Below are 26,357 nucleotides of genomic sequence, written 5' to 3'. Positions count from 1 at the left end.
ATGTCCCATTAAAAGGGCTTGATCCCTGAAGGAGTTGAGGGCGAATGCGTAAATACTCGGTCTTTGCCGTGGCACGGGAAGCAATGCGGGCTCACAAGGGGTGGGAGGCCCAGTGGAGTTCGCCGGAGCCGCGCAAGGAGTATGACGTCATCATCATCGGCGCCGGCGGTCATGGCCTGGGCGCGGCCTATTACCTTGCCAAGGAACATGGCATCACCAATATTGCAGTTCTTGAAAAGGGTTGGCTTGGCGGTGGCAACACCGGTCGTAACACGACCATCATCCGCTCGAACTATCTCTACGAAGAGAGCATGCACATTTACGAGCATTCGATGAAGCTCTGGGAGGGGCTTTCTCAGGATCTCAATTACAATGTCATGTATTCGCCGCGCGGCGTGATGATGCTGTCGCACAATATCCACGACCAGCAGTCCTTCAAGCGGCATATCAATGCCAACCGGCTCTATGGCATCGACAATGAATGGCTGACGCCGGAGCAGGCCAAGGCTTACTGTCCGCCGCTCGATATTTCGAAGACGGCGCGCTACCCGATCAATGGTGCTGCGCTGCAGCGCCGCGGCGGTACGGCCCGTCACGATGCGGTTGCCTGGGGATTTGCCCGCGCGGCCTCGGATCGCGGCGTGCACATCATCCAGAATTGCGAAGTGACTGGTATCCAGCGCGGGCCAGATGGCCGGGTGACCGGCGTCGACACGACGCGCGGCTTCATCGGCGCCAAGAAGATCGGCGTTTCGGCGGCTGGCCACACCACGGTTGTCATGCAGATGGCCGGTGTACGCGTGCCGCTGCAGTCGAGCCCGCTGCAGGCGCTCGTCTCCGAACCGCTGAAACCGATTTTCCCCTGCGTCGTCATGTCGAACACGGTGCATGCCTATATTTCGCAGTCCGACAAGGGCGAACTCGTCATCGGCGCGGGCACGGACCAGTACAATTCCTATAGCCAGACCGGCGGCCTGCAGATCATCACCCACACGCTGGATGCGATCTGCGAGCTGTTCCCGATGTTCCGCCGCGTCAAGATGATGCGCTCCTGGGGCGGCATCGTCGACAACACGCCGGACCGTTCGGCGATCCAATCGAAGACGCCGGTGCCGGGGCTCTATGTCAATTGCGGCTGGGGTACGGGTGGCTTCAAGGCGACGCCGGGCTCTGCCAATCTCTTCGCCCACCTGATTGCCCGCGATGAGCCGCACAAGTTCAATGCTGGGCTGAATCTGGAACGCTTCCGCACCGGTCGTTTGATCGACGAGGCGGCAGCCGCCGCCGTGGCGCACTGATGCCGACGGCGGTCGGGATTTTTCTTGCGGCAGGGCTTTCACTGCCGGCAGGAACGATTGTGACCGCAGTCAACGATCTCGTTCCAGGGGCCAAGGATTTTCGTATGCAGGTGATCCACAAGGCGAAGGATGAGGCCGATTGGCCCTTCATGGCTGAAAGTGGCGTGCTTGCCTGTGCCAAGGTGCTGAACAAGCCGGCCGTTTATTTCGTGCCGGAGCAGAAACCGGAGGCAACGCGGGCTTTCGCGCTTGATACGGATCTGCTGGGCATGAGCCTGGTCAATCTGGGAATGACCAACGTGCTGAAACCCTACGGATCGCTGGACGCGCTGCTGAAGCGCATAACACCTTTCGTCACCATGGGACGGCAGCTCTGCGCACAGCCTCCCGGCACAAGCCTTTCGGGCTCCGAGCTTTAACACAGGTAGAAAACGATGTTGCTGATTTACTGCCCCTATTGCGAGGAAGAGCGTTCGGAACTCGAATTCCGCAACGCCGGCGATGCGCATATTGTGCGGCCGGCCAATATTGCCGGGATCTCGGATGAGGAGTTCGAGGAATATTTCTTCCTGCGCGACAATCCGAAGGGTCTGATCTTCGAGCGCTGGCGGCATATCCATGGCTGCGGCCGCTTCTTCAACGCTGCGCGCGACACGGTGAGCGACCGCTTTTACCGGAGTTACAAGGCGGGCGAGCCGAAGCCCGATATTTCGACGCTGCTGCCCGCAGCCCCTGAGCCGGTGGCGCAAGACCAAAATGTACAAGAACAAACACCACAAGAAGAGGGATTCGCGAAATGAGCGGCGCCAACCGTATTGCGGGCAAGGGCCGTCTGACGCCGGCCAGAACCGCTCGCTTCACCTTTGACGGCAAAAGCTACACGGCGCTCGAGGGCGATACCGTCGCCTCGGCGCTGCTTGCCAACGGCATTCATCTCGTTGGCCGCTCGTTCAAGTATCACCGTCCGCGCGGCATCCTGTCGGCCGGCGCGGAAGAGCCCAACGCGTTGCTCGACATCTCCCGCGATTCGGCCCGCCGCCAGCCCAACGTGCGCGCCAGCGTCCAGGAAGTCTTCGACGGCATGAAGGTGCAGTCGCAGAATCGTTGGCCGTCTCTCGCCTTCGATATCGGCGGCGTCAACAATCTCATGTCGCCCTTCTTCGCCGCGGGCTTCTACTACAAGACCTTCATGTGGCCGAAGGCGGCCTGGAAGCATATTTACGAGCCCTTCATTCGCCGCGCGGCCGGTCTCGGCGTGGCGCCGACGGAGGAAGATCCGGATCATTATGCCAGCCGCTATGCCCATTGCGACGTGCTGGTGGTCGGCGCCGGCATTGCCGGTCTTTCGGCAGCACTTGCGGCAGCAGAGACAGGCGCCAAGGTCATCCTCTGCGACGAACAGGCGGAAGCGGGCGGCTCGCTGCGCTTTGACGCCAGCGTCAAGATCGATGGTGTCGAGGGCTATGTCTGGGCCCAGGATGTCGTCGCCAAGCTCCAGTCGATGGACAATGTGGAAGTGCTGACCCGCACGACGGCTTTCGGCTATTACAACCACAATTTCATCGGTCTTGCCGAGCGTGTCACCGATCATCTCGCAAAGCCTGGCCGCAAGTTGCCGCGCGAGCGTCTGTGGCAGGTCCGCGCCAAGCGCGTCATCATGGCGACGGGTGCGATCGAGCGACATATGGTGTTCCCGAACAATGACCGTCCGGGCATCATGCTGGCATCGGCGGCGCGCACCTATCTCAATCATTACGGTGTTACCGTCGGCGCCAAGATCGGCGTCTACACGGCGCATGACTCGGCCTACGAGGCTGCCTTCGACCTGAAGCGCGCCGGCGTCTCCGTCGCTGCGATCGTCGACAGCCGTGCGCGTCCGGGCGAGGCCGTGCTTGCGGAAGCAAAGCAGCTCGGCATCGAGGTGCTGACCGACTATGCCGTTATCGACACCTCCGGCAAGCTCCGCGTCGCTTCGATGACGGTGGCGCGCAGTGGCAGCAGGGGTTCGCGCAAGATCGCGATCGACGCGCTGCTCGTTTCTGCCGGTTGGACGCCCTCCGTGCATCTGTTCTCGCAGTCGCGCGGCAAGCTGAAATTCGATGCCGAGAAGCAGCGTTTCCTGCCCGGCACCTATGTTCAGGATTGTCTTTCCGTCGGTGCTTGCAATGGCACGGACGGACTGCAGGCGGCGATCGAGGAATCGCTTGCTGCCGGCGAATTGATGGCGCGGGCTGCGGGCGCGGGTGGCGAGGGGAACAAGATCCTGCTGCACGCCGAACAGGCTTTCGAATGGACCGGCGGCATGATCGGCGCGGCAGAAGGTGCCGGGCCTGACACCAATGCCAAGGCTTTCGTCGATTTCCAGCACGATGTCTGTGCAAAGGACATCCGCCTCGCCGTGCGCGAGGGCATGCACTCGATCGAGCACATCAAGCGCTTCACCACCAATGGCATGGCGTCCGATCAGGGCAAGCTCTCCAACATGCATGGCCTGGCGATTGCCGCGGAAATGCTCGGCAAGGATATCCCGCAGGTCGGTCTCACCACCTTCCGCGCGCCCTATACGCCGGTGACCTACGGCACGTTGATCAGCCATTCGCGCGGATCGCTGTTCGACCCCGCGCGCAAGACGCCGATGCATGCCTGGGAAGAGGCACATGGCGCCATTTTCGAGGATGTCGGCAACTGGAAGCGCGCCTGGTTCTACCCGCGCGCCGGTGAAACGATGCACCAGGCCGTCGATCGCGAATGCAAAACGGCGCGTGAAGTGGCCGGCGTGTTCGACGCCTCGACGCTCGGCAAGATCGAAGTGGTCGGGCCGGATGCGGCTCAGTTCCTGAACCTGCTCTACACCAATGCCTGGGACACGCTGAAGCCCGGTCGCTGCCGCTACGGCATCATGACCCGCGAGGACGGTTTTGTTTATGACGACGGCGTCGTCGGGCGTTTGGCGGAGGACCGGTTCCATGTGACCACCACGACCGGCGGTGCGCCGCGTGTGCTGCAACACATGGAAGACTATCTGCAGACGGAATTCCCGCATCTGAAGGTATGGCTGACGTCCACGACAGAGCAATGGGCCGTTATTGCCATACAGGGGCCGAAGGCGCGTGAAATCGTCGAGCCGCTGGTCGAAGGTCAGGATCTTTCCAACGAAGCCTTCCCGCATATGAGCGTGGCCGAGTGCAAGGTCTGCGGCGTGCCGGCACGGCTGTTCCGCGTCTCCTTCACCGGTGAAGTCGGCTACGAAATCAACGTGCCAGCGGATTACGGACAGTCGGTTCTGGAAGCCATCTGGGCGCGGGCAGAGCCGTTGGGCGCATGCGCTTACGGCACTGAGACCATGCACGTACTGCGCGCCGAAAAGGGCTACATCATCGTCGGCCAGGATACGGACGGCACGGTGACGCCCGATGACGCCGGCCTTTCCTGGGCCGTCTCGAAGAAGAAGGCGGACTTTGTCGGCATTCGCGGCCTGAAGCGGATCGACCTCATGAAGGAAGGCCGCAAACAGCTCGTCGGTCTCGTCACTCGTGATCCGAAGGTGGTGCTGGAGGAGGGTGCTCAGATCGTCGCCGATCCGAATGAGCCGAAGCCGATGACTATGTTCGGTCATGTCACTTCGGCCTATTGGTCGGAAAATCTTGGCCGCTCGATCGCCTTCGCATTGGTTGCCGGTGGTCGCGAGCGCATGGGCAAGACGCTTTACGTGCCGATGCCCGATAAGACGATTGCCGTCGAAGTGACGGATCTGGTGTTCTTTGACAAGGAAGGAGGCCGGATCAATGGCTGATATCGCAACCCGTAAACTGCCGCTCGCCGGCCGTCATGGCGGCTCCGCCACAGTTCGGTTGACGCCTGCTGCGCCCGCAAGCCGTATTTCGCTGCGTGCACCGGCAGAATCGCTCGATGGTCTGTCTTCAGCGCTCGGCCTCAGCCTGCCGCGCCGGCCGAAGACGTCGGCCCGCTCCGATGGTCGCTATGCTCTGTGGCTGGGACCGGACGAATGGCTGGTCATCGACGAGAGCGGCACCGAGCTTGTCGGCGTTGCCGCTTCCGCCGGTGTTCTGCATTCGGCGGCAGATGTCTCCCATCGCAATACGGCGGTCATCGTTTCCGGCCCCGGCGCCGAAGCAACACTTGCCGGTGGGTGCCCGCAGGATTTGTCGCTGCAGGCTTTCCCAGTCGGAGCCTGCTCGCGCACGCTGTTCGGCAAGGCGGAAGTCGTGCTGCTGCGCCTCGATGACGAGACGTTCCGCGTCGAAGTTTGGCGCTCCTTCTCCGACTACGCCTTCGGTCTGTTGGCCGAGGCGGCTGAGGATGCAGCCCTTTAGGTTTGACAGGACTTCGCGCGCGAAGCTGACATAAGATAGGCTCGGTGCGTGACGCCGATAGTTGGTGGCAATCGATCTTGTTTGCCATCAATCTTTGTCGCATACTGGTTGTATTGGCTGGTTCGCAACACTCGCCTTCAATCAGCATATCGCGCTGCGCGATAAAAGGTCATGTTCATGGGCTCTGACAAGGAAAGCCTTGAAGTCGATTCCAAGTCGTGGACCGGAATAGGGGCGCAGCCGGAAGGCTCACAACCTCAGATGCAAAGTGAGTACATCGGCATAGACAATATGTGTCGTCTCGGTTTGTGGTTTAGTTTGGGGCAGATAGTTTTTCGTATAATACAACAAATTATATCTGAGGAATTTTCTCTAAGCTTTCTGTATATAAATCCGGATTTAGGTTTCTACATATTTTATATTTCATGCGCGGTGGTCGCGTTTGTCATTCTGTTCTTCAGAAAAATGTCTCGCGATTCAAAAAATCCCTAAGCCTCTTCCGGCCGATCCTTCGGATCGAACTGCGAAATGGTCGTCCATGTCGCTGTGAGCGCTGGCTTGCGCTCATTTTCAGTTTCCACGGTCACGTCATAGGTCAGCATCAGCATGCTCGCACCACGCAGCCGCGTTTCGGCGAGCTTGAAGCGGCCGCGCACCCGTGCGCCGCATTTGACCGGCGACATGAAGCGGATCTGCTCGAAGCCGTAATTGATGCCCATGGTCTGCTCGCGGATCTTAGGCAAGCCGCTGTAGTTCATTGCTGAAAGCAGTGAGAGCGTCAGGAAACCGTGGGCGATGGTGCCGCCATAGGGCGTTTCGGCCTTGGCGCGCTCGGGATCGACATGGATGAACTGATGATCGAGCGTTGCGTCGGCAAAAGTGTCGATCATCGTCTGGTCGACCGTGAGCCAGTCGGAAACGCCGATCTCGGTTCCGACCAGCTTCATGATCTCAACAAGCGAAATATCGCCGGCCATTCCATCCTCGTCGGGCTTTGCTGCTTCTTGCGATCTTTCTGGCGAATAAAACCGGAAAGTCAACGGGCTCAGTTTTCGATGAGGAAGCAGACCGAACGCGCCGGCACGGTGATCTCGTCTTGGATCGTCACCGTTTCCTTCGGGTTCAGCAGCGACCAGCCAGCTTTGCCTGAGGCTGGCAGCTTGACGTGTTGTTCTTCGTTCGCGCGGTTCAGCAGCACGGCGAGACGGGTCTTCTTGCCGCTATCGCGATCTTGCGTCCCGATTGCCATTCCGAGCAGGCGGGCATCCGGCGTCTCCCAATCGGGCACCGTCATTGCCGTGCCTCCCGCGGAAAACCAGAGGACATCACCTTTGCCGTTGAAAAACTCCATCTCGCTGAAGGCGGTAAAGCGGCGGCGGAGGCTCGCAAGCCAGGCGGTATGGCCAATCAGCTCTTCGTCCAGTGTCGCCCAGTCCATCCAGGTAATGTCGTTGTCCTGGCAATAGGCATTGTTGTTGCCGCGCTGGGTGCGCCCGCCCTCGTCGCCAGCAGTCAGCATGACCGTGCCGCGTGTGGCAAACAGCGTCGACAGCAGCGCTTCGATGTCGGTGCGGCGTTTGCCGAGGATGGTGGGATCGTCCGTCTTGCCCTCGACGCCATTGTTCCAGGAGAAGTTTTCGTTGTGGCCGTCGCGATTGTTTTCGCCGTTCGCCTCATTGTGCTTGTGTCCGTAGGAGACGATATCCATCAGCGTAAAGCCGTCATGGGCGGCGAGGAAGTTGACGCTGCGGGTCTGGGTGCGGCCGTTGCGGCCGAAAAGGGAGGACGAGCCGGCGAGGATGGTGGCGATATCGCCGATCTTGTTGTGATCGCCGCGCCAGAAGCAGCGCAGATCGTCACGGGCGCGATCGTTCCATTCGAGAAAGGGAGCTGGAAAATTGCCGAGCTGATAGCCGCCGGGGCCGATATCCCAGGGTTCGGCAATCATGACGCGATCCTGAAGGACGTCATCGGCGAAGAGGGACCGCAGCGTCAGGCTTTCGGGATCGAAACCCTTGGCGGTGCGGCCGAGGACGGTGGCAAGGTCGAAACGGAAGCCGTCGATGCCGGCGTGGAGCACGAAATGACGCAGGCTGTCGATGATGAGCTGGCGTACCGCGGGCTGATCGCAAGCCACCGTATTGCCCGTGCCGGTGTCGTTGATCAGCACACCGGGCTGGTTCGGGTCATGGCGGAGATAGATCGGATTATCGAGGCCGCGCAATGACAGCGTCGAGCCTTGGCGGTCGCTTTCGCCGGTGTGGTTGAAGACGAGATCGAGGATGACGGCGATGCCCTCGGCGTGCAGCGCTGCCACCGTCTCGCGCAATTCTCTGACACCGCCGGGCGCCAAACGAGGGTCGAGCGCCATGAAAGCGACGGGATTGTAGCCCCAGCCATTGGTGAGGCCGAGCGGCGGCAGGTGCCGTTCGTCGATCCATGCGGTGATCGGCATCAGCTCGACGGCGTCGACATGCAGTCGCTTGAGATGGGCGATGACGGCAGGATGGGCGAGGGCGGCCAGTGTGCCGCGCTGTTCTGCCGGCACGTCCGGATGCAGCATGGTGAAAGGCTTGACGGCGATCTCGTAGATCAGGCCGCCCGGCTTGAACAATGGCTTGGCGGGCTTCACCGCTATATCGCGCGAGACGATCGCCTTCGGCATCAGATCCTGCGTGTCTTCGCCGAACGCGCCCAGGCGTGGATCGTAATGAAAGGGCCGGTCGATTTCCTTGGCATAGGGATCGACAAGCAGCTTCGATGGATCGAACCACAGGCCCTGATCCGGATCGTATGAACCGTGGGCGCGAAAGCCGTAGCGTGTGCCCTCTTTGGCGTCCTTCACAAATAGACGATGCGTATCGCCGTCGCGGGAGAGCGGCAGACGTGCGATTTCCTTTTGGCCCTCGCCGTCGAACAGGCAGAGTTCTATGCGCTCGGCATGTTTGGACGCGACAATAAATTCGACGCCCCAGTCGGTGAGAGTTGCACCAAGGCGGCGGGTTGTCGGCTCGGACATGTCTCGCGGGCTTTCTGGACAGCTAGAGCAATTCCAGGAAAAGTGCGCAGCGGTTTTCCGTCCGGAATTGCGTAGAAACAATAGGATAGAGCGCTGACCGCTCTAGCGTCCCCTCTCCCCGCTCCTGAGTTCATCGAAGGGCGGGGAGAGGGCTCGGGTGAGGGGCGGTGCGTTCGGCAAATTCACGGTGAATTTCGAGAAGGCCCCTCATCCGACCAGTCGCCGCTTCACTTCGTTCGGCAACTCCTGGCCACCTTCTCCCCGCATTTGCGGGGCGAAGGGGCTTAAACCTAAAACTCAGGTAATCACCGTCGGTGCATCACGGCCGGTACGGCCCTTGATATCGGCGATATCCTGGGCGGCGGCGATGAGGTCGGCAAGCGCTTCCTGGGTCTCGATGTTATGGCGGGTCGAATCCGGCTCGTAGCGCTCGATGTAGACGCGCAGGGTGGCGCCCGTCGTGCCGGTGCCGGACAGGCGGAAGACGACGCGGGAGCCGCCTTCGAACAGGATGCGGATGCCCTGATGCTGGCTGACCGATTTGTCGATCGGATCGTGATAGGCAAAGTCGTCGGCGGCGGAAACGGTGAGATCGCCGAACTTCGTGCCCGGCAGGGTCGGCAGCTTTTCGCGCAGGGCGTCGATCAGGCCGTTGGCGGCATCGGTATCGACGCCTTCGTAGTCATGGCGCGAATAATAGTTGCGGCCGTAGGTCGCCCAATGCTGGGTGACGATATCGACAACACTTTCGCCACGCACAGCGAGGATGTTGAGCCAGAGCAGCACGGCCCAGAGACCGTCCTTTTCGCGGACGTGGTTGGAACCCGTGCCGGAGCTTTCCTCGCCGCAGATCGTTGCCATGCCGGCATCGAGCAGATTGCCGAAGAATTTCCAACCGGTCGGCGTCTCGTAGATGCCGATGCCGCGCTTTTCCGCGACTCGGTCGGCAGCGCCGCTGGTCGGCATGGAGCGGGCGATGCCGGCGATGCCGTGCGAATAGCCCGGCGCCAGATTGGCGTTGGCGGCCAGGATCGCCAGGCTGTCCGACGGGGTGACGTAGATGCCCTTGCCGATAATTAGGTTGCGGTCGCCGTCGCCATCGGATGCAGCGCCGAAATCGGGCGCATCATCGCCCATCATCTCGTCATAGAGTTCTTTGCAATAGACGAGATTCGGATCGGGGTGATGGCCGCCGAAATCCGGCAGCGGCAGGAAATTGCGGACCGAACCGCCCGGCGCGCCGAGACGGATTTCGAAGATTTCCTTGGCATAGGGGCCGGTGACCGCGCTCATCGCGTCGAAGCAGAGGCGGAAGCCGAGGCTGATAAGGTTGCGGATGGCGCCGAAATCGAACAGCTCTTCCATCAGCGCGGCATAGTCTTCGACCGGGTCGATGACCGAAACGATCATGCCGCCGACGTCTTCGCGGCCGATGCGATCGAGATTGATGTCGGCGAAATCGGCGATTTTGTAGTTTTCGATGACCTTGGTGCGCTCATAGATCGCGTCGGTGATTTTTTCCGGCGCGGGGCCGCCATTGCCGATATTGTACTTGATGCCGAAATCTTCGGTCGGGCCGCCGGGATTGTGGCTGGCCGACAGCACGATGCCGCCGAATGCCTTGTATTTGCGGATGATGTTCGAGGCGGCAGGCGTGGAAAGAATACCGCCCTTGCCGACCATCACTTTGCCGAAGCCATTGGCGGCGGCCATCTTGATGGCCTTCTGAATGACTTCGCGATTGTAGAAACGGCCATCGCCGCCGATGACCAGGCACTTGCCGTGGTAGCCTTCAAGCGAATCGAAAATCGACTGGATGAAGTTCTCAGCGTAGTTCGGCTGTTGAAATACGGGAACTTTCTTCCGGAGGCCTGATGTGCCAGGCTTCTGATCCGCATAGGGTTTGGTGGGAATGGTTTTAATCATTTGATTAAGCGCCTCTCGAGACAAGGCTGGAGTAGAGGGCTGCATAGCGTTCTGCGCTCTTGCCCCAGGATACGTCGGATTTCATGCCCTGCTTTTGCATCTGCGTCCAGACCTTTCGATCCTGGAAAAGGTGCATGGCGCGGCGTACGGCTTGCAGCAGCCCATCGGCAGTGATGGGCGAAAACTGAATGCCGGTCGCGACTTTTGCCTGCAGTGCGGCGTGGTTGGCATCTATGATGGTGTCGTTGAGGCCACCCGTACGCGCAACGATCGGCAGGCAGCCATAACGTAAGCCATAAAGCTGCGTGAGGCCACAGGGTTCGAAGCGGGATGGGATGATGATGGCGTCGCAGCCAGCCTGCATCAGATGCGACATCGGTTCATTGTAGCCGGCGGAAACACCGACGCGGCCGCGATGACGACCGGCGGCGGAAAAAAGCGCGCCTTCAAGGGCGGCGTCACCCGCCCCGAGGATTGCGAGCTTGCCGCCCATTCGGACGATATCGCTGGAAATGCGGGCAAGCAGGTCCATGCCCTTCTGCCAGGTCAGGCGGCTGACGACGCAGAAAATCGGTCCGTCGTCGTTGTCGAGACCAAAATGCTCGATCACGAGCTTGCGGTTCGCGGCGCGGTCTTTCAGCGTCGTGGCTCCGTAGGTCTGCGCAATCATCGGATCGGTTTCGGGGTTCCAGATACCGTCGTCGATGCCGTTCACAATTCCGTGCAGGCTGTTGGCGCGGCTGGCAATGACGCCTTCAAGGCCCATGCCGAATTCTGGCGTCAGGATTTCCTCCGCATAGGAGGGACTGACCGTGGTGAGCGCATGGGCGGTCTGAAGCCCGCCCTTCAGGAAGCCGACATCGCCATAGTACTCGATACCTTCCATCGAAAAGGCGTGCGGAGGCAGGCGCAGACCGGGGAAGATATCCGAGCCGAACTGACCCTGGAAGGCGATATTGTGAACGGTGAGTACGCTCGGCAGTTCCGGGGTCGGATAGTAACGCATGTAGACCGGCACCATGGCCGATTGCCAGTCATGCACATGCACCAGATCCGGCCGCCAATTGGGCAGCAGGCCGGCGGCGATTTCCGCGCCGGCAAGCGACAAGGCAGCGAAGCGCTGCCAGTTGTCGGGATAGTCCTTGCCGGTGGCGTCGACATAGGGGCCGCCGCTGCGATTATAGTAGGCCGGGGCGTCGAGCACGAGAAGGGAAACCCCGTCGTGCTCGGCTTCGAAGACCGTGGCTTTCTCGCCGAGCAGGTCGGAAAATTCGAGGCAGGCCACCGGATTGCGAATGGCCTTCATGACCGCGGGATAGCCCGGGATCAGGGTCTTCGTTTCAACGCCATAGGGCTTGAGTGCGATAGGCAGGGCGCCGGCCACATCGGCCAAGCCCCCTGTCTTGATCAAAGGGAAGACTTCGGACGAAACCGAAAGAACTTTCATATGTCAGATATCCAGCTTGTCGATCATCGCCTGGGTGATCAGGCAGATACCGCTTTCCGTGCGACGGAAGCGTTTGCCGTCCAGTTCCGGATCCTCGCCGACCACCAGGCCTTCCGGAATGGTGACGCCATGGTCGATGACGACGTTCTTTAGCTGGGCGCGGCGGCCGATCTTGACGCTCGGCAGCACCACGGCCCCTTCCAGCTTGGAATAGGAGTTGGCGCGCACGCCGGTAAACAGCAGGCTGTTCGACAGGCTGGCGCCGGAAATGATGCAGTCGCCAGCAACGACGGAGGAGACGGCCGAACCGCGGCGGTCCTCGTCGTCATGGACGAATTTGGCTGGCGGCGTGATTTCGGCATAGGTCCAGATCGGCCAGGACTTGTCGTAGATGTCGAGTTCCGGCACCACGGCGGTCAGGTCGATATTGGCTTGCCAGTAGGCGTCGACCGTACCGACATCGCGCCAGTAGGCTTCGCGCTCGAAATCGGAACGCACGCAGGATTGCGTGAAGCGATGGGCCACGGCTTTGCCGTTCTTGACGATGTAAGGGATGATATCCTTACCGAAGTCGCGACTGGAATTCGGATCGGCGGCATCGCGGCGCAGGCACTCGATCAGGAATTTCGTGTGGAAGACGTAGATGCCCATCGACGCCAGCGCGAAATCGGGATTGCCGGGAATGCCCGGCGGGTCCGCCGGCTTCTCGACGAAATCGATGATCTGGTCCTTTTCGTCGACATGCATGACGCCGAAGCCGACAGCCTCCATGCGCGGCACTTCGAGGCAGCCGATGGTGACCTGCGCGCCGGAATCGACGTGCTGCTGCAGCATCCATTCATAGTCCATCTTGTAAATATGGTCGCCGGCGAGGATGACCATGTATTCCGGACCGTAGGGCTCGATGATGTCGATGTTCTGATAGACGGCGTCGGCCGTGCCTTCGTACCATTGCGTTTCGGAAACGCGCTGGCTGGCCGGCAGAATGTCGAAGCTTTCGTTACGCTCCGGGCGCAGGAAGTTCCAGCCGCGTTGCAGGTGGCGAATGAGGGAGTGCGCCTTGTATTGGGTGGCGACGCCGATGCGGCGGATACCGGAGTTCAGCGCGTTGGACAGCGCGAAATCAATGATACGAGCCTTGCCACCGAAATAGACGGCAGGTTTGGCGCGGCGGTCGGTCAGCTCTTTCAGGCGGCTGCCCCGGCCACCGGCAAGAACGTAAGCCATGGCGTCGCGTGCCAATGGCTGGATACGTTTTTCTACCATTTCATTCCTCCCTGTCTGTGATGATCTCAGAATTCCGGCTCAAGCATGATCGTCGCCAGTGGAGGTAGCGTTATCGTCGCTTGTATGCCCCCGCCCGCACTGACGGCCTGTACACGCCCGCCATTACCCTTGCCGCTGCCGCCGTAAATGTCGGCATCGGTATTCAATATCTCGCGCCACCGCCCCTCTGCTGGCAAGCGCAAGGTGTAATTCTCACGATAAACTGGCGTGAAGTTGGTGATGACCGCGACCGGCTTCTCGCCGGGCGCCTTGCGCAGCCAGGCGAAGACCGAATTCTCGAAGTCATCGACGATCAACCATTCGAAACCTTCGCCTTCGCAGTCCCGGGCATGCAATGCCGGTTTGCTGCGATAGGTGAAGTTGAGATCACGCACGAGGCGTCGCATGCCTTCATGCATGCGGTATTGCAGGAGATTCCAATCCAGTGCACGGGCTTCGCTCCACTCGCTCCATTGCGCGAATTCCTGGCCCATGAACAACAGCTTCTTGCCGGGATAGCCCCACATGAAGGCGTAGTAGGCGCGCAGGTTGGCAAATTTCTGCCAGTCGTCACCCGCCATCTTGGCGATCAGCGAACCCTTGCCGTGCACCACTTCGTCATGGGAGAGCGGCAGCACGAAATTTTCGGAGAAGGCGTAGATCAGGCCGAACGTCAGCTCGTTATGGTGATATCTGCGGTGCACGGGCTCGCGGGCGAGATAGCTCAGCGTGTCGTGCATGAAGCCCATATTCCACTTGAAGCCGAAGCCGAGGCCGCCTTCGTGGACCGGCTGCGATACTTTCGGCCAGGAGGTCGATTCCTCCGCGATGGTCATCACGCCCGGGTGCGAACCATAGAGCCTGGTGTTCATCGATTGCAGGAAGCGAACCGCCTCCAGGTTCTCGTTGCCGCCATATTCGTTCGGAATCCATTCGCCGTGCTTGCGGGAATAGTCGAGATAGAGCATCGAGGCGACGGCATCGACGCGCACGCCGTCGAGATGAAATTTCTCGGCCCAATAGAGCGCGTTGTTCTGCAGGAAGGCGAGAACTTCGGTGCGGCCGAAATTGTAGATCGCCGTGTTCCAGTCTGGATGAAAGCCCTTGCGCGGATCTTCGTGCTCGTAAAGCGCGGTGCCGTCGAACCAGCCCAGGCCGTGTTCGTCGGTCGGAAAATGCGCCGGAACCCAATCGAGGATGACGCCGATGCCGACCTTGTGACAGCCGTTGACGAAACGAGCCAAGCCTTCCGGTTCGCCGAAGCGGGCCGTCGGCGCGTAGAGGCCGGTGGTCTGATAGCCCCAGGACGGATCGTAGGGGTGTTCGGTGATCGGCAGGAATTCGATATGGGTGAAGCCCATGTCGACGCAATAGGGAATGAGGCGCGAGGCAAGCTCGTCCCAGGAGAGCATCGTGCCATCATCGCGGCGCTGCCAGGAGCCGGCATGCACCTCGTAGATCGAGATCGGCTGGCGGCGCTTGTCGACACTGGCCCAATGTTCGTGGTGTGCCGCGTCTTCCCAGACCTGGGTCATTTCGTTGGCGGTGACCGAGGCGGTCTTCGGCCGGAGTTCGCTGCGGCGGGCGAAGGGATCGGCCTTCAGTGGCAAGAGCACGCCGTCATGGCCGCGGATTTCGAACTTGTAGGCGACGCCGGCCGGAACGTCCGGCGCGAAGATTTCCCAGATGCCGGAGTCGGAGCGGAAGCGCATGACATGCCGGCGGCCGTCCCAACCGTTGAAGTCGCCGACCACCGAAACGCGCTGCGCATTCGGCGCCCAGACGGCAAAGTGAAAGCCCTGCACGCCCTCGTGCTTCAAGGGGTGGGCGCCCAACTTGTCGAACAGGCGTAGATGCGTGCCCTCGCGGACGAAGTAATCGTCCATCGGACCGAGGACCGGGCCGAAGCTATAGGGATCAGTCACCGCCCATTCGGCATCGCCGCGCCGGGCGCGATAGCGTACCGGCTGTTGTTTGGTGACCGTGATATTGCCGGAAAAGAACCCGGCTGGATCGACACAATCCAGCTCGCCGATGACGGAGCCGTCCAGCGCGGTGGCTGTGACGGCTTCTGCGCCGAGAATGAAGCAACGGGCGATGAACCCGTCATCCGTCCGATGCACGCCGAGGACGGCGAATGGATCGGAATGTGTGCCTGCGAGAATTGCAGCAATCTCGTCTGCCGAAATGTCCCTCAAGGCGGTGCCGTCAGCGGGTCTTTTCGGCTTTTTCATCCGGCTCTCCAGATTTCCTTGGCGTATTGACGAATCGTCCGATCGGAAGAGAACCAGCCCATCCGAGCGGTGTTGTTGATTGTTTTCGCATACCACTCGGAGGGCTTGGCCCAGAGGGCATCGACCTCGCGCTGGGCCGCGGCGTAGGCATCGAAATCGGCTGCGACCATGAACCAGTCATGGGCGTAGATGCCGTCGATCAGGCCGGCATAACGGCCGCGATCGTCCGGAGAGAAGACGCCCGACGCGATGGCCGAAAGCGCCTGCGCCAATTCGCGCGAACGTTCGATGACGGCGCGGGGATTGTGGCCGTCGCTGCGCAGATTGGCGACCTCGTCGGCCTTCAGACCGAAGATGACAATGTTGTCTTCGCCGACATTGTCGCGCATTTCGACGTTGGCGCCGTCCAGCGTGCCGATGGTGAGGGCGCCATTGAGGCCGAACTTCATGTTGCCGGTGCCGGATGCTTCCATGCCGGCGGTCGAAATCTGCTCGGAGAGGTCGGCGGCCGGAACCATGACCTCGGCAAGCGAAACGTTGTAGTTCGGCACGAAGACGACCTTCAGCAGGCCGCGCACCGAAGGGTCGTGATTGATGACGCGGGCGACATCGTTGATCAGCTTGATGATCAGCTTGGCGTTGTGATAGCTCGGCGCCGCCTTCCCGGCGAAGAGCTTTACGCGCGGCTGCCAGTCCAGTTCCGGGTGCGAGCGAATCTGGTCATAGAGCGCGATGGCTTCGATGATATTCAAAAGCTGGCGCTTGTATTCGTGGATGCGCTTGATCTGGATGTCGAACATTGCATCGGGATCGAGCTTGATGCCCATGCGGCTGGCGACGAGATTGGAAAGCTGCACCTTGTTGGCGCGTTTAACGGCGGCGAACTTCTCCTGGAAGGCGCTGTCGCGGGCAAACTGGTCGAGCGGCTTCAGCTTCTCCGCATCGTCGAGGAACGCGTCGCCGATGGTTTCGCGAATGAGACCGGTCAGGCCGGGATTGCATTGCATCAGCCAGCGACGCGGCGTGATGCCGTTGGTCTTGTTGTTGATGCGATCAGGATAGAGTTTGTGAAGGTCGGAGAAGACAGTGACCTTCATCAGATCGGTATGGAGCGCCGAGACGCCGTTGATCGAGTGCGAGCCGACGAAGGCGAGATTGCCCATGCGCAGGCGGCGGTCGCCGTTTTCATCGATCAGCGAGATCGAGCGGATTTCCGCGTCGCTGAAATTGCGAGCCTTGCGGGCTTCGACCAGGATCTTGGCATTGATCGCATAGACGATCTGCATGTGGCGGGGCAGCAGCCGTTCGAACAGCGGCACCGGCCAGCTTTCCAGCGCTTCGGGGAGAAGCGTGTGGTTGGTGTAGCCGAAGGTGTTGCGGGTGATATCCCAGGCGGCGTCGAACTCGAGGCCGTGAACATCGACCAGAAGGCGCATCATTTCGGCGACGGAGACGGCCGGATGGGTATCGTTCAGTTGGATTGCGACCTTGTCGGCGAGATTGGTCAGATCGTCATATTGCTGCAGATGGCGGCGCAGGATGTCTTGCAGCGAGGCGGACGAGAAGAAGAATTCCTGGCGCAGACGCAGTTCCTGGCCGGCGGGCGTCGCATCGGCCGGATAAAGAACGCGGGTCAGGCTTTCCGCCTTGTTGCTTTCGCGGAGTGCGCCGATATGGTCGCCGGCGTTGAAGGCGTCGAGCAGGATCGGGTCGATCGGCTGTGCCGACCAAAGGCGCAGCGTGTTGACCCGCTTGGCGCGCCAGCCGACGACGGGCGTATCGAAAGCGGCGGCGATGACGCGCTCGGCCGGCTTCCAGACATAGCGCGGCTGGTCGTCATGGCCGCTGACGAATTCGACGGCGCCGCCGAAGCCGATTTCGTAGGCGCTTTCCTGACGCTCGAATTCCCAAGGGTTACCGTGGGCAAGCCAGGTTTCTGGCAGTTCAACTTGCCAGCCGTCGGCCATCTGCTGGCGGAAAAGGCCGTGGACATAACGAATGCCGTAGCCATAGGCCGGCACATCCACCGTCGCCATGGATTCCATGAAGCAGGCGGCGAGGCGGCCAAGGCCGCCATTGCCGAGCGCTGCGTCAGGCTCAAGGCCGGCGATGACGCGGATGTCGACGCCGAGTGAGGAGAGCGCATTGGTGATCTCCTCCATCAGGCCGAGGTTCGAAACGGCATCGCGCATCAGGCGGCCGATGAGGAATTCGAGAGATAGATAGTAGACGCGCTTGGCACCGGTCTCATACACCTTGCGGGTCGAATCCATCCACTTGTCGATGACGCGGTCGCGAATGACGAGGATCGTCGCCGTCAGCCAATCGTGCGGCTTGGCGACTTTTGCATCCTTGCCGATGCGATAGGTCAAGCGCTCGATGATTTCTTCCGCAAGGATTTCCGGCTGAGAACTGCGGGGCGCCGGAACGGGGAGATTGGCCTTGGTCAAGTTATTCATACTATCAAGTCTCGCCATTTGTGATTTATATTCAGGGCGTTACGCCTCATAAATCAAATTGCCATCGCCTTTACCTAGCAGTTTATGCACCGATGTAAAGGCGTTGCAACAAGTGAATTAGGCAGATGCGAAAATACCGGGCAAACGCCCTCAAAGCGCTAAAAAGACTTGATTCCGATTGTTTTTCCGGCTCTTATCCGCGGATTAGTTAACAAGCGAAAGCCGCCCCGAATTATTCTGGGCGGCTTTCGTTTTTTACGATCTATTTGTGGCTTCCGGTGCTTCGCGCACCGGTTGTTATTTGGTCAGAAGCGTCATTTTCTTTGACGCCTGTGTAGCAATTGACGAGAAGGCGTTGAACAGGTCTGCGGCATTCTGCGGTGTGAAGTAATCGGCGGCTGATGTTGCGCAATACTTCAGCAGAGCTTGGCCGTTTGCTGGCGCCATGAAGGCGATCGTATAGACGTGGATGCCGGCGTTGCGTGCGATATCGCATTGAGCCTTGGTGTTCGTGTCGGCGCTTGCCACGTTGTTATCGCCGTCCGTCATGAAGACGATGTATGTGGACGGGTTTGTCTGGCCGTTCTTGTTTTTATGCTGCAACTGCTCGTTCGTGAGCCCAGGCGTCGTCGATGCCATTGTGAGGGCGGTCACCGCAGCCGTGAATGCGGGCGCCGAGTTCGTCGTGCCGCTTGCCGTCAGGTTGTTGACATATTGGGTGACGCCGCTGGTGCCCCAGGCAAGCGCCGTCGGCGTCTGGGCGTTGGAGTTATAGGAGTCGGCACCGGTGCGAACATACATGCTGTTCGGATCGGCGGTGTTCAATTGCGTCGCCAGGTTCGCGGTCGCGATCTTCAGCGATTGGATCTTCGTGTAGTAATTGGGCTGCGTACCTGTGCAGGTGCTGGTGACAGTCTTGCCCTTCGAGTTGGTCGTCGTGCAGGCATATGTGTAGGTCGTCGTCGGCTGTTGCGCATTGACGGTGTCGGTTGGTTCGTCCATCGAGCCGGAACGGTCGAGAACGAAATACATGGACAGCGGGCTCTTTTGAGTTTGCGCTGGATCGTTGCCGCTGGCGGACCTGCTCGACGCGCCGACGTTCATCGTGGTGAAGCCGAGCATGCGTGTCATGCCGTTCACCTGCATGGCATAAGACGCGTTCACGACGACGGAATAGCTGGCATTGCCCGAAGAATCGGTCGTCTTCGTCACTGTTGCGGTGGTGCCGGCCTTCAGCGCGCTGGCGGCACTCGTATCGCCGGCAAGATAGTTCGACATCTGTCCGGTCACGAAGTTAGCGGCCAGTTGCTGAGCGTTGGATGTTGTCGCACTACCATTGGCAAGCGCCGTTGCCGTAGCAAGCGCCGCAGCATCGGTCGCCTCCTGTAGCTGGCTGTTGGTAACCGCCATGTTGGAAACATCGACCGCGACGCCTGCAGCGGCGGCGAGGACGGGAATAGCGAGTGCGGTCAATATGCCGAAATTGCCAGCACGATCACGCAAAAGATGTTGAATGCCACGAAATTTGCCCGAACAAGTGATCATCACGTCCGCCCAAAAAGAATAAGCCCCAGGACTGCGACTGTGGGCGAAAACTCTAAGGGCGGCGTTGAGATGATCATTCGACTTTTAGCGAATGACGCGAATATTTCCGATTTAGGGTTGTATTCGAAATTACTGCTTTAATGGAATGACGTCGACGGCTTGCACCGTCTTTTGAGTTCCATAGCTCTTCAATACGCCGATAACAGGGGCGACGTCGGAATAGTCGCGGCCGTAGGCGACGACGATATGGTCTGTTCCGGCAGGGATATTGTTGGTCGGATCGAGCTCGATCCAGCCCGCCGTTTCACCGCACCAGATGCGCACCCAGGCATGCATGGCGTCGGCCCCTTCCAGGCGTTCCTTGCCCGGCGGCGGAATGGTGCGCAGGAAGCCGCTGACATAGCCGGCCGGGATGCCGAGGCTGCGCAATGCGATGATCATCACATGCGTGAAATCCTGACAGACGCCGCGCTTCAGGCGGAACGCCTCTTTCGGCGTGGTGTCGACCGTCGTCGCCTTGGGGTCGTAGACGAAATCCTTATGGATCTGGGCGCAGACGGCGTGGGCGATCTGCATTACCGTCAGACCGGTCGTCGCCCATTGCCGGGCATAGTCGGTGATCTCGGTCGTCTCCGGCAGACGCGGGCTTGTGCCGATGAAATGATGTGGTGAGGATGGCTCGATCGACCAGCAATCGCTTAACTCTTCCGGCAGTTTGGCGAGTACGGGCGAGAAGTCGGCGGAAACCGGCTGGCTCTCCACCTGCACCCGCGCCTGCATGCGGATATCGAGCTTTTCATGCGGATTGCGCACCAGGATCGAGGTCGCGGGATGCTGGAAAAAATCCGTGAAGTTCGACTGCTCGTCCGGATGCGGGGTGACCTTCAGCGAGCCGGCAATCAAGCGCTGGCGGTTGGTCAGAGACAGCGGCAGCACCCGCACGATATGACGAGCGCCGCTGGCCGGTACGTCGTAGATATAGCCCATGTGCAGCGACAGGTCGTAGAGCATCACATCATCCGAGATAGGTCTGGGCGAGGAGGTCGGAGAGAGATTCTAGCTCCCGTTCCAGCCGCTTGTAGACCTCGTCGTTCATCGTCTCCGGCGTCATGACGGCAAGGCCCGAATGCAGCCGCATGGCTTCGCGGTAGAAGGGCGACATCTGGCCGTTGACGAAGGCGTTCGGCAATTGCTCTACCTCGCGATGGATCTCGTTCATCTGGAAAAGAATCGAGCGCGGGTTGAGCGGATCGAGCGCCAGCAGATCGGTCACTGTCAGGCGGGCGGTATTGACGTTGTAGCGGCGGCGATGGGTCATGACGCTGTCGCCGATTTCGAGCAGCATGTCGAGCGCGCCGTCGGGCGCCTCAGGGCCGGACATATAACCGAGCAGGCGCGTCATATGCAGTCCACGCTCGATATAGCGGCCGAGCGACAGGAAGCGCCAGCCGGTGAAACGGTACATGTTTTCGTGCACGAGACCGGCAAAGCCCGCGAGCTTGCGCAGGAGAATCGTCATCGCGTGGCTGGCGTCGTCGCCGGCTTTGATCTTTTCCTTGAAGCGCCGGGCAGTCTTGGCGAGATCGTTCAGTGCCAGCCAGCCGTCCGGCGAGAAGCGGTCGCGGATGTTGCTGGCGGAATAGACGGCGCTGTCGATATTGCGCAGCAGGCTTTCCGGTACGGGTTCCCTGGTGTCGATATCGACGGCTGCCAGATAGGTGCTGACATTGGCGAGCAGCGGCTGGGTGGGATCGGCCGCTTCGGCAAAGCGCCCATGCCAGGCTCGCAGGATGCGCAAGGCCCCTTCGGCGCGCTCGATATAGCGGCCGAGCCAGAAGAGATTGTCGGCGGCGCGGCTCGGCAGGCTGCCGGGCATGTTGCGCGTGAAGGTCTCTTCGGTCGGTAGCAGCGTGTGGCGCTCGACAGGCTTGTCGGAGACGATCCAGACATCGGCCGCGGAACCGCCGGACTGCATGGCAATGGCGGCCACATCGTCGCCGCTGCCGATGCGGGCAAAGCCGCCCGGCATGATCTGCCAGCCGTTTTCGGTGCGGGCGGCGAAGACACGCAAACTCATCGGCCGCGGCAGCAGCTTGCCGTTTACCCAGGCAGGAGTAGTCGAGAGCGTCACGACCTCCTGGCCGACCAGCTTGTGGCCGTCCGTCGTTAGCCAGTCTGCAATCGACTCCTTGGCAGTGGTGCGCAGCGTCGAGCCCAGCACCGACTGGCCGTTGTCGTCGAAGAAGGGCATGCAGGAATAGGCCGGGCCGATCACCATTTTTTCGATATGGGCGGCGACATGCTCCCGCTCGGCCTTCTGTCCGCACCACCAGGTGGCGATCGACGGCAGCTTCAGGTCCTCGCCACGCAGATGCCGACAGATGGTCGGCAAAAAGGCGAGAAGCGCGCGAGTTTCCAGAATGCCCGAACCGAGCCCGTTGACGATGGTGACGGTCTGCGCCCTCAGCGCCTCTACCATGCCTGGCGTGCCGATATGGGATTGCTGGTTGAGCTCCAGCGGGTCGGCATAGGATGCGTCAAGGCGGCGCCAGAGCACGCTGATGGGCTTCAGGCCTGCGACGGTGCGCACCATCAGTTGATCGTTGACGACGGTGATGTCCTCGCCTTCCAGCAACATGAAGCCGAGGTAGCGGGCAATATAGGCGTGTTCGTAATAGGTCTCGTTGGCCGGCCCCGGCGTCAAGACGGCGATGCGGTCGGATGCGCCGCGCTTCACGCCCTGCAAGGCATCGCGGAAGGCGCCGAAGAAGGATGCGAGACGGTGCACTTTCGTCTCTGCGTAGATATCAGAGAAAGCGCGCGTGGTAGCAACGCGGGTCTCCAGCGCGAAACCGGCGCCCGACGGCGCCTGGGCGCGGTCGGCCAGCACCCACCAATTGCCGTCCGGACCGCGGCCGATCTCGAAGGCGAGGAAGTGGAGATAGTGACCGTTCGCGGGCTTGATACCGGCGAGTGGCCGCAGGAACTCCGGATTGGCGGCAATCAGCGCCGGCGGCAGCAAGCCTTCGTTGATCAGCCTGTTGTCGCCGTAGATATCGGCAATGACCTCTTCGAGCAGGTCGGCGCGCTGGCGCAGGCCGGCCGAGAGCGTCTGCCATTCGCGCTCGTCGATCAGAACGGGAATATGGGAGATTGGCCAGTTGCGTTCGCTGACGCCGGTCGATCCATAGGCGCGGTAGAAAACGCCGGCGTCGCGCAGATAGCGGTCGGCGCGGGCGAAGCGCTCCAGAAGGTCCTTTTCCGGCATGCGGCTGAGCGCGGCGAGCAGATTTTGCCAGACCGGCCGGACCGCCCCGGTATTGTCGACCATTTCGTCGGCGACGCCGGGCAAAGCGGAATAGGCAAAGGCCGGATCGTTGCCGATGCCAGCCCTTACCTCGTCACGCCGTTCCGTCGCTGGTTTCTTCCCCATGCGTATGCCCGTTTCAAACTCCGATCGGCCGCCTCAGATCGAGCGTCAGCGGAAATTCCGCCGACACTGATTCTGTGCGCAGATTATAGCCGCCCGCGGTATGCCCCCAAGGTTCAAATCGCGCAAGACGTCGCGCTTCCGCCTCATTGCCGTTGACAGGGAAGGTGTCATAGTTGCGGCCGCCCGGATGAGCAACATGGTAGATACAGCCGCCGATCGAACGCTTCGACCACGTATCATAAATGTCGAAGGTCAGCGGCGTGTCGATCGGCAGAACCGGATGCAGGCCCGAAGCCGGATGCCAGGCTTTGTAACGGACGCCGGCAACGGAGACGCCCGACATGCCCGTCGGCGTCAGCGGCACGGCGCGGCCGTTGCAGGTGACAGTGTAGCGCGAGGGATTGTTGGTTTCGAACCGTACCTGCAGCCGTTCCACCGATGAATCGACATAGCGGACGGTACCGCCGATCGCGCCTTCTTCGCCCATGACATGCCAGGGCTCCAGCGCCTGGCGCAGTTCCAGCTTGCTGCCCTCGTATTCGACCTCCCCGCAGAAGGGGAAGCGGAATTCGAGCTGCGCCTGGAACCATTCGGGACGAAGGTCGAAGCCGTTTTCCCGCAGATCCGCGAGCACATCGAGGAAATCCTGCCAGATATGATGCGGCAGCATGAAACGGTCGTGCAGCGTCGTGCCCCAACGCACGAACCGGCCGTCGATCGGATTGCGCCAGAAGCGGGCGATGAGGGCGCGCACCAGCAATTGCTGGGCGAGGCTCATGCGCGCGTTCGGCGGCATTTCGAAGCCGCGGAATTCGACGAGGCCGAGGCGTCCCGTCGGTCCATCCGGCGAGAACAGTTTGTCGATGCAGATTTCCGAGCGGTGGGTGTTGCCGGTGACATCTGTCAGGAGATTGCGGAAGAGGCGATCCACCAGCCATGGGAGTGGTTGCAGCCCGCGGCCGGGTGCCGGTACCTGGGCCAGCGCAATTTCCAGCTCGTAGAGGCTATCGTGACGGGCTTCGTCAATGCGCGGCGCCTGGCTGGTTGGCCCGATGAACATACCGGAGAAAAGATAGGATAGCGAGGGATGGCGCTGCCAGTGCAGTACTAGGCTCTTCAACAGATCGGGACGGCGCAGGAAAGGGCTGTCCATGGTGTTGCGGCCGCCGACGACAACGTGGTTGCCGCCGCCGGTGCCGGTGTGGCGGCCGTCGATCATGAACTTGTCGGTGCCGAGCCGGCTGGCCCGCGCCTCCTCATAGATCGCCGTGGTGATATCGACGGTTTCCTTCCAGCTCGATGCCGGATGGATGTTCACCTCAATGACGCCGGGGTCGGGAGCGACGCGGATGACATTGATGCGCTCGTCCTGCGGCGGCGCATAGCCTTCGATATGAACAGGCAGGTTCAGGGCTGCGGCGGCGCGCTCGGCGGAGGCGACGAGGTCGAGGTATTCCTCGACGCTGACCGTCGGCGGCATGAAGATGCAGAGGCGCCCGTCGCGCGGCTCGACGCTGATGGCAGTGCGCACATAGCCGCCTATCTCATCGATGGATTGCGGCATGATCGGCTGCTGGCCAGCGAAGGGCTGGAAGTGAGCGGTCTGCAATGGCCGACCCTTGTCCGCACCGTAATCCGGCAGCGCCTCGCGCGGGATCGTTGGGTCCATCGGGTTAATGTACGGGTATTGCGATGCCGGTATCCAGCCGAGCGAGTTCAGTGGCAGGCGATAGCCGACCGGGCTGTCGCCGGGCATGAGGAAAATGCGGCCGCGGCGCGTGTGCCACTTCTCGCTGACCCAGCGGCGGCCGCTGGCGCGCGCATTCCAGGCCTGGATGGGGAGAATATAGCCCGTCGGCCGCGTCAGTCCGCGCTCGAAGACGCGGGCCATGCGCGAGCGTTCCTCCGGGTCCTTCAGTTTCGAGTTGGACGGATCGACATTGTCAGGCAGGTTCGCTTCCTTGACCAACCATTCGGCCGGATCTTCGAAGGCGGGCGCCACATAGTCCGGTTCGATGTCGAGTTCGCCGGCAATAGCCGTCAGCAGGCGGCCGGCATCATCCTCGTTGACGCTGTAGTTGCGACCTTCATTGGCAATCAGGTCTGGGTTCGACCAGATCGGCAGGCCGTCGCGCCGCCAATAGAGGGAGAAGGTCCAGCGCGGCAGGCTTTCGCCGGGATACCATTTGCCCTGGCCATAATGCAGGAAGCCGTTCGGCGCGAAGCGCTCGCGCAGGCGGCGGATCAGCGTATCGGCCTTTTCGCGCTTAGTCGGGCCGACTGCGGCGGTATTCCATTCGTCGGACTCGAAGTCGTCGATCGAAACGAACGTCGGCTCTCCGCCCATGGTCAGGCGCACGTCGTCTTGCTTGAGGATGGTATCCACCTTTTCCCCAAGCGAGTTCAGCGCATCCCAGCTTTCGTCGGAGAAGGGCTTGGTGATGCGCGGATGCTCGGCGACGCGGGTGACCTTCATGTCGAAATCGAATTCGGTCTCGGCCTCGCCGAAATAGCCGCCGGAGATCGGCGCAGCATTACGGTAATGTGGTGTGGCGGCGAGCGGAATATGGCTCTCGCCGGTCAATAGACCCGATGTAGGATCAAGGCCAACCCAGCCTGCACCGGGAAGATAAACCTCGGCCCAGGCATGCAGGTCGGTAAAGTCGTAGTCCGTGCCCGAGGGGCCGTCCAGCGCCTTCAGGTCCGGTGTGAGCTGGATAAGGTAGCCGGAGACGAAGCGGGCGGCGAGGCCGAGATGGCGGAGAACCTGGACGAGCAGCCAGCTCGTGTCGCGACAGGACCCCTTTGCCTTTTCCAGCGTCTCTTCCGGCGTTTGAACACCGGTTTCCAGGCGAATGACATAGCCGATCTCGTGCTGCAGTCGTGCATTGAGGCCGACGACCATGTCGACGGTGCGCTGCTCCGAGCGGTCGAGGGTTGAAAGGAAAGCCGCAAGTCGTGGCCCTGGCTCCTCCGGCTCCATATAGATCGACAGATCGTCGCGAATGGTCTCGGGATAATCGAAGGGCCACTTGGTGGCCTCCTCTTCGACGAAGAAGTCGAAGGGATTGTAGACGGTCATGTCGGCAACGAGATCGACCTCGATCTTCAACTCGGTCACCGGGTCGGGAAAGACGAAGCGGGCGAGATAGTTGCCGTAGGGATCCTGTTGTAGATTCACGAAATGATTGGATGGCGTCACCTTCAGCGAATGGCTGAGGACGCGTGTCTTGGAATGTGAAGCAGGTTTCAGGCGAATGATTTGAGGGCCGAGGCGGACCGGATTGTCGTATTTATAATGGGTGAGATGATAAATGCTTGCCTTGATCGCCATATTTTCTCTTTGCCTAGCTCGCATCGTTGTGCGGCATTTGCTGTTCCCGCCGGCAGTGTGTG

The 26,357-nt window shown here is 60.8% G+C and carries 16 protein-coding genes; 5 read left to right on the top strand and 11 right to left on the bottom strand.

Translation table 11 applies throughout. From position 1 onward, the window contains the following. The first annotated feature begins 44 nt into the window (after positions 1 to 44). The 5 genes from C9E91_RS15865 to C9E91_RS15845 are packed head-to-tail and all read left to right on the top strand — an operon-like array spanning position 45 to position 5,632. Positions 45 to 1,298, top strand: a complete 1,254-nt coding sequence (locus C9E91_RS15865; RefSeq protein WP_107109227.1) for a sarcosine oxidase subunit beta family protein — start codon at positions 45 to 47, stop codon at positions 1,296 to 1,298. Beyond that, a complete protein-coding gene (locus C9E91_RS15860; RefSeq protein WP_107109226.1) occupies positions 1,298 to 1,717 on the top strand; it encodes a hypothetical protein in 420 nt (139 codons plus the stop codon). Before C9E91_RS15865 ends, C9E91_RS15860 begins: the two co-directional genes overlap by 1 nt. Before the next feature lie 15 nt (positions 1,718 to 1,732). After that, positions 1,733 to 2,098, top strand: a complete 366-nt coding sequence (locus C9E91_RS15855) for a sarcosine oxidase subunit delta (RefSeq protein ID WP_107109225.1) — start codon at positions 1,733 to 1,735, stop codon at positions 2,096 to 2,098. Next, a complete protein-coding gene (locus C9E91_RS15850; RefSeq protein ID WP_107109224.1) occupies positions 2,095 to 5,091 on the top strand; it encodes a sarcosine oxidase subunit alpha in 2,997 nt (998 codons plus the stop codon). The genes C9E91_RS15855 and C9E91_RS15850 overlap by 4 nt, the downstream gene beginning before the upstream one ends. Then, complete coding sequence (locus tag C9E91_RS15845; protein ID WP_107109223.1) at positions 5,084 to 5,632, top strand: sarcosine oxidase subunit gamma; 549 nt, start codon at positions 5,084 to 5,086, stop codon at positions 5,630 to 5,632. The genes C9E91_RS15850 and C9E91_RS15845 overlap by 8 nt, the downstream gene beginning before the upstream one ends. Before the next feature lie 488 nt (positions 5,633 to 6,120). Here C9E91_RS15845 and C9E91_RS15835 read toward each other — a convergent pair whose 3' ends face one another. The 11 genes from C9E91_RS15835 to C9E91_RS15785 form a co-directional block, all read right to left on the bottom strand. Next, a complete protein-coding gene (locus C9E91_RS15835) occupies positions 6,121 to 6,609 on the bottom strand; it encodes a MaoC family dehydratase (RefSeq protein WP_107109221.1) in 489 nt (162 codons plus the stop codon). Between the two features lie 68 nt (positions 6,610 to 6,677). Then, positions 6,678 to 8,651: a glycogen debranching protein GlgX gene (gene glgX / locus C9E91_RS15830; RefSeq protein WP_107109220.1), complete on the bottom strand. Its 1,974-nt coding sequence runs from the start codon at positions 8,649 to 8,651 to the stop codon at positions 6,678 to 6,680. A 297-nt stretch (positions 8,652 to 8,948) separates the two neighbouring features. Beyond that, positions 8,949 to 10,577, bottom strand: a complete 1,629-nt coding sequence (locus C9E91_RS15825) for an alpha-D-glucose phosphate-specific phosphoglucomutase (protein WP_107109219.1) — start codon at positions 10,575 to 10,577, stop codon at positions 8,949 to 8,951. Between the two features lie 4 nt (positions 10,578 to 10,581). Next, complete coding sequence (glgA, locus tag C9E91_RS15820; RefSeq protein ID WP_107109218.1) at positions 10,582 to 12,024, bottom strand: glycogen synthase GlgA; 1,443 nt, start codon at positions 12,022 to 12,024, stop codon at positions 10,582 to 10,584. A 3-nt stretch (positions 12,025 to 12,027) separates the two neighbouring features. After that, on the bottom strand, positions 12,028 to 13,290 hold the full coding sequence (gene glgC / locus C9E91_RS15815) for a glucose-1-phosphate adenylyltransferase (protein WP_107109217.1): 1,263 nt from the start codon (positions 13,288 to 13,290) through the stop codon (positions 12,028 to 12,030). A 26-nt stretch (positions 13,291 to 13,316) separates the two neighbouring features. Next, positions 13,317 to 15,524 (bottom strand): 1,4-alpha-glucan branching protein GlgB, encoded by a 2,208-nt coding sequence (gene glgB, locus C9E91_RS15810; protein ID WP_107109216.1) that lies wholly within the window; start codon positions 15,522 to 15,524, stop codon positions 13,317 to 13,319. Beyond that, positions 15,521 to 17,983: a glycogen/starch/alpha-glucan phosphorylase gene (locus C9E91_RS15805; RefSeq protein ID WP_107109215.1), complete on the bottom strand. Its 2,463-nt coding sequence runs from the start codon at positions 17,981 to 17,983 to the stop codon at positions 15,521 to 15,523. The genes glgB and C9E91_RS15805 overlap by 4 nt, the downstream gene beginning before the upstream one ends. Positions 17,984 to 18,280: 297 nt before the next feature. Next, entirely contained in the window at positions 18,281 to 19,528 is a 1,248-nt protein-coding gene (locus C9E91_RS15800; RefSeq protein WP_107109214.1) for a vWA domain-containing protein, read from the bottom strand. Between the two features lie 129 nt (positions 19,529 to 19,657). Further along, positions 19,658 to 20,539 carry a transglutaminase family protein gene (locus tag C9E91_RS15795; RefSeq protein ID WP_107109213.1) on the bottom strand — a complete coding sequence of 294 codons (882 nt, stop codon included), beginning with the start codon at positions 20,537 to 20,539 and terminating at the stop codon, positions 19,658 to 19,660. A 4-nt stretch (positions 20,540 to 20,543) separates the two neighbouring features. Next, complete coding sequence (locus C9E91_RS15790; protein ID WP_107109212.1) at positions 20,544 to 22,961, bottom strand: circularly permuted type 2 ATP-grasp protein; 2,418 nt, start codon at positions 22,959 to 22,961, stop codon at positions 20,544 to 20,546. Between the two features lie 13 nt (positions 22,962 to 22,974). Beyond that, entirely contained in the window at positions 22,975 to 26,295 is a 3,321-nt protein-coding gene (locus C9E91_RS15785) for a transglutaminase family protein (RefSeq protein ID WP_107109211.1), read from the bottom strand. Between the last annotated feature and the right edge of the window lie 62 nt (positions 26,296 to 26,357).

Source organism: Rhizobium sp. SEMIA4064 (genome assembly GCF_003025035.1).
GTDB classification, from domain to species: domain Bacteria; phylum Pseudomonadota; class Alphaproteobacteria; order Rhizobiales; family Rhizobiaceae; genus Rhizobium; species Rhizobium paranaense.
The sequence above is the reverse complement of the archived record's forward strand: the minus strand, read 5'-3'. Positions and strand labels throughout refer to the sequence as shown.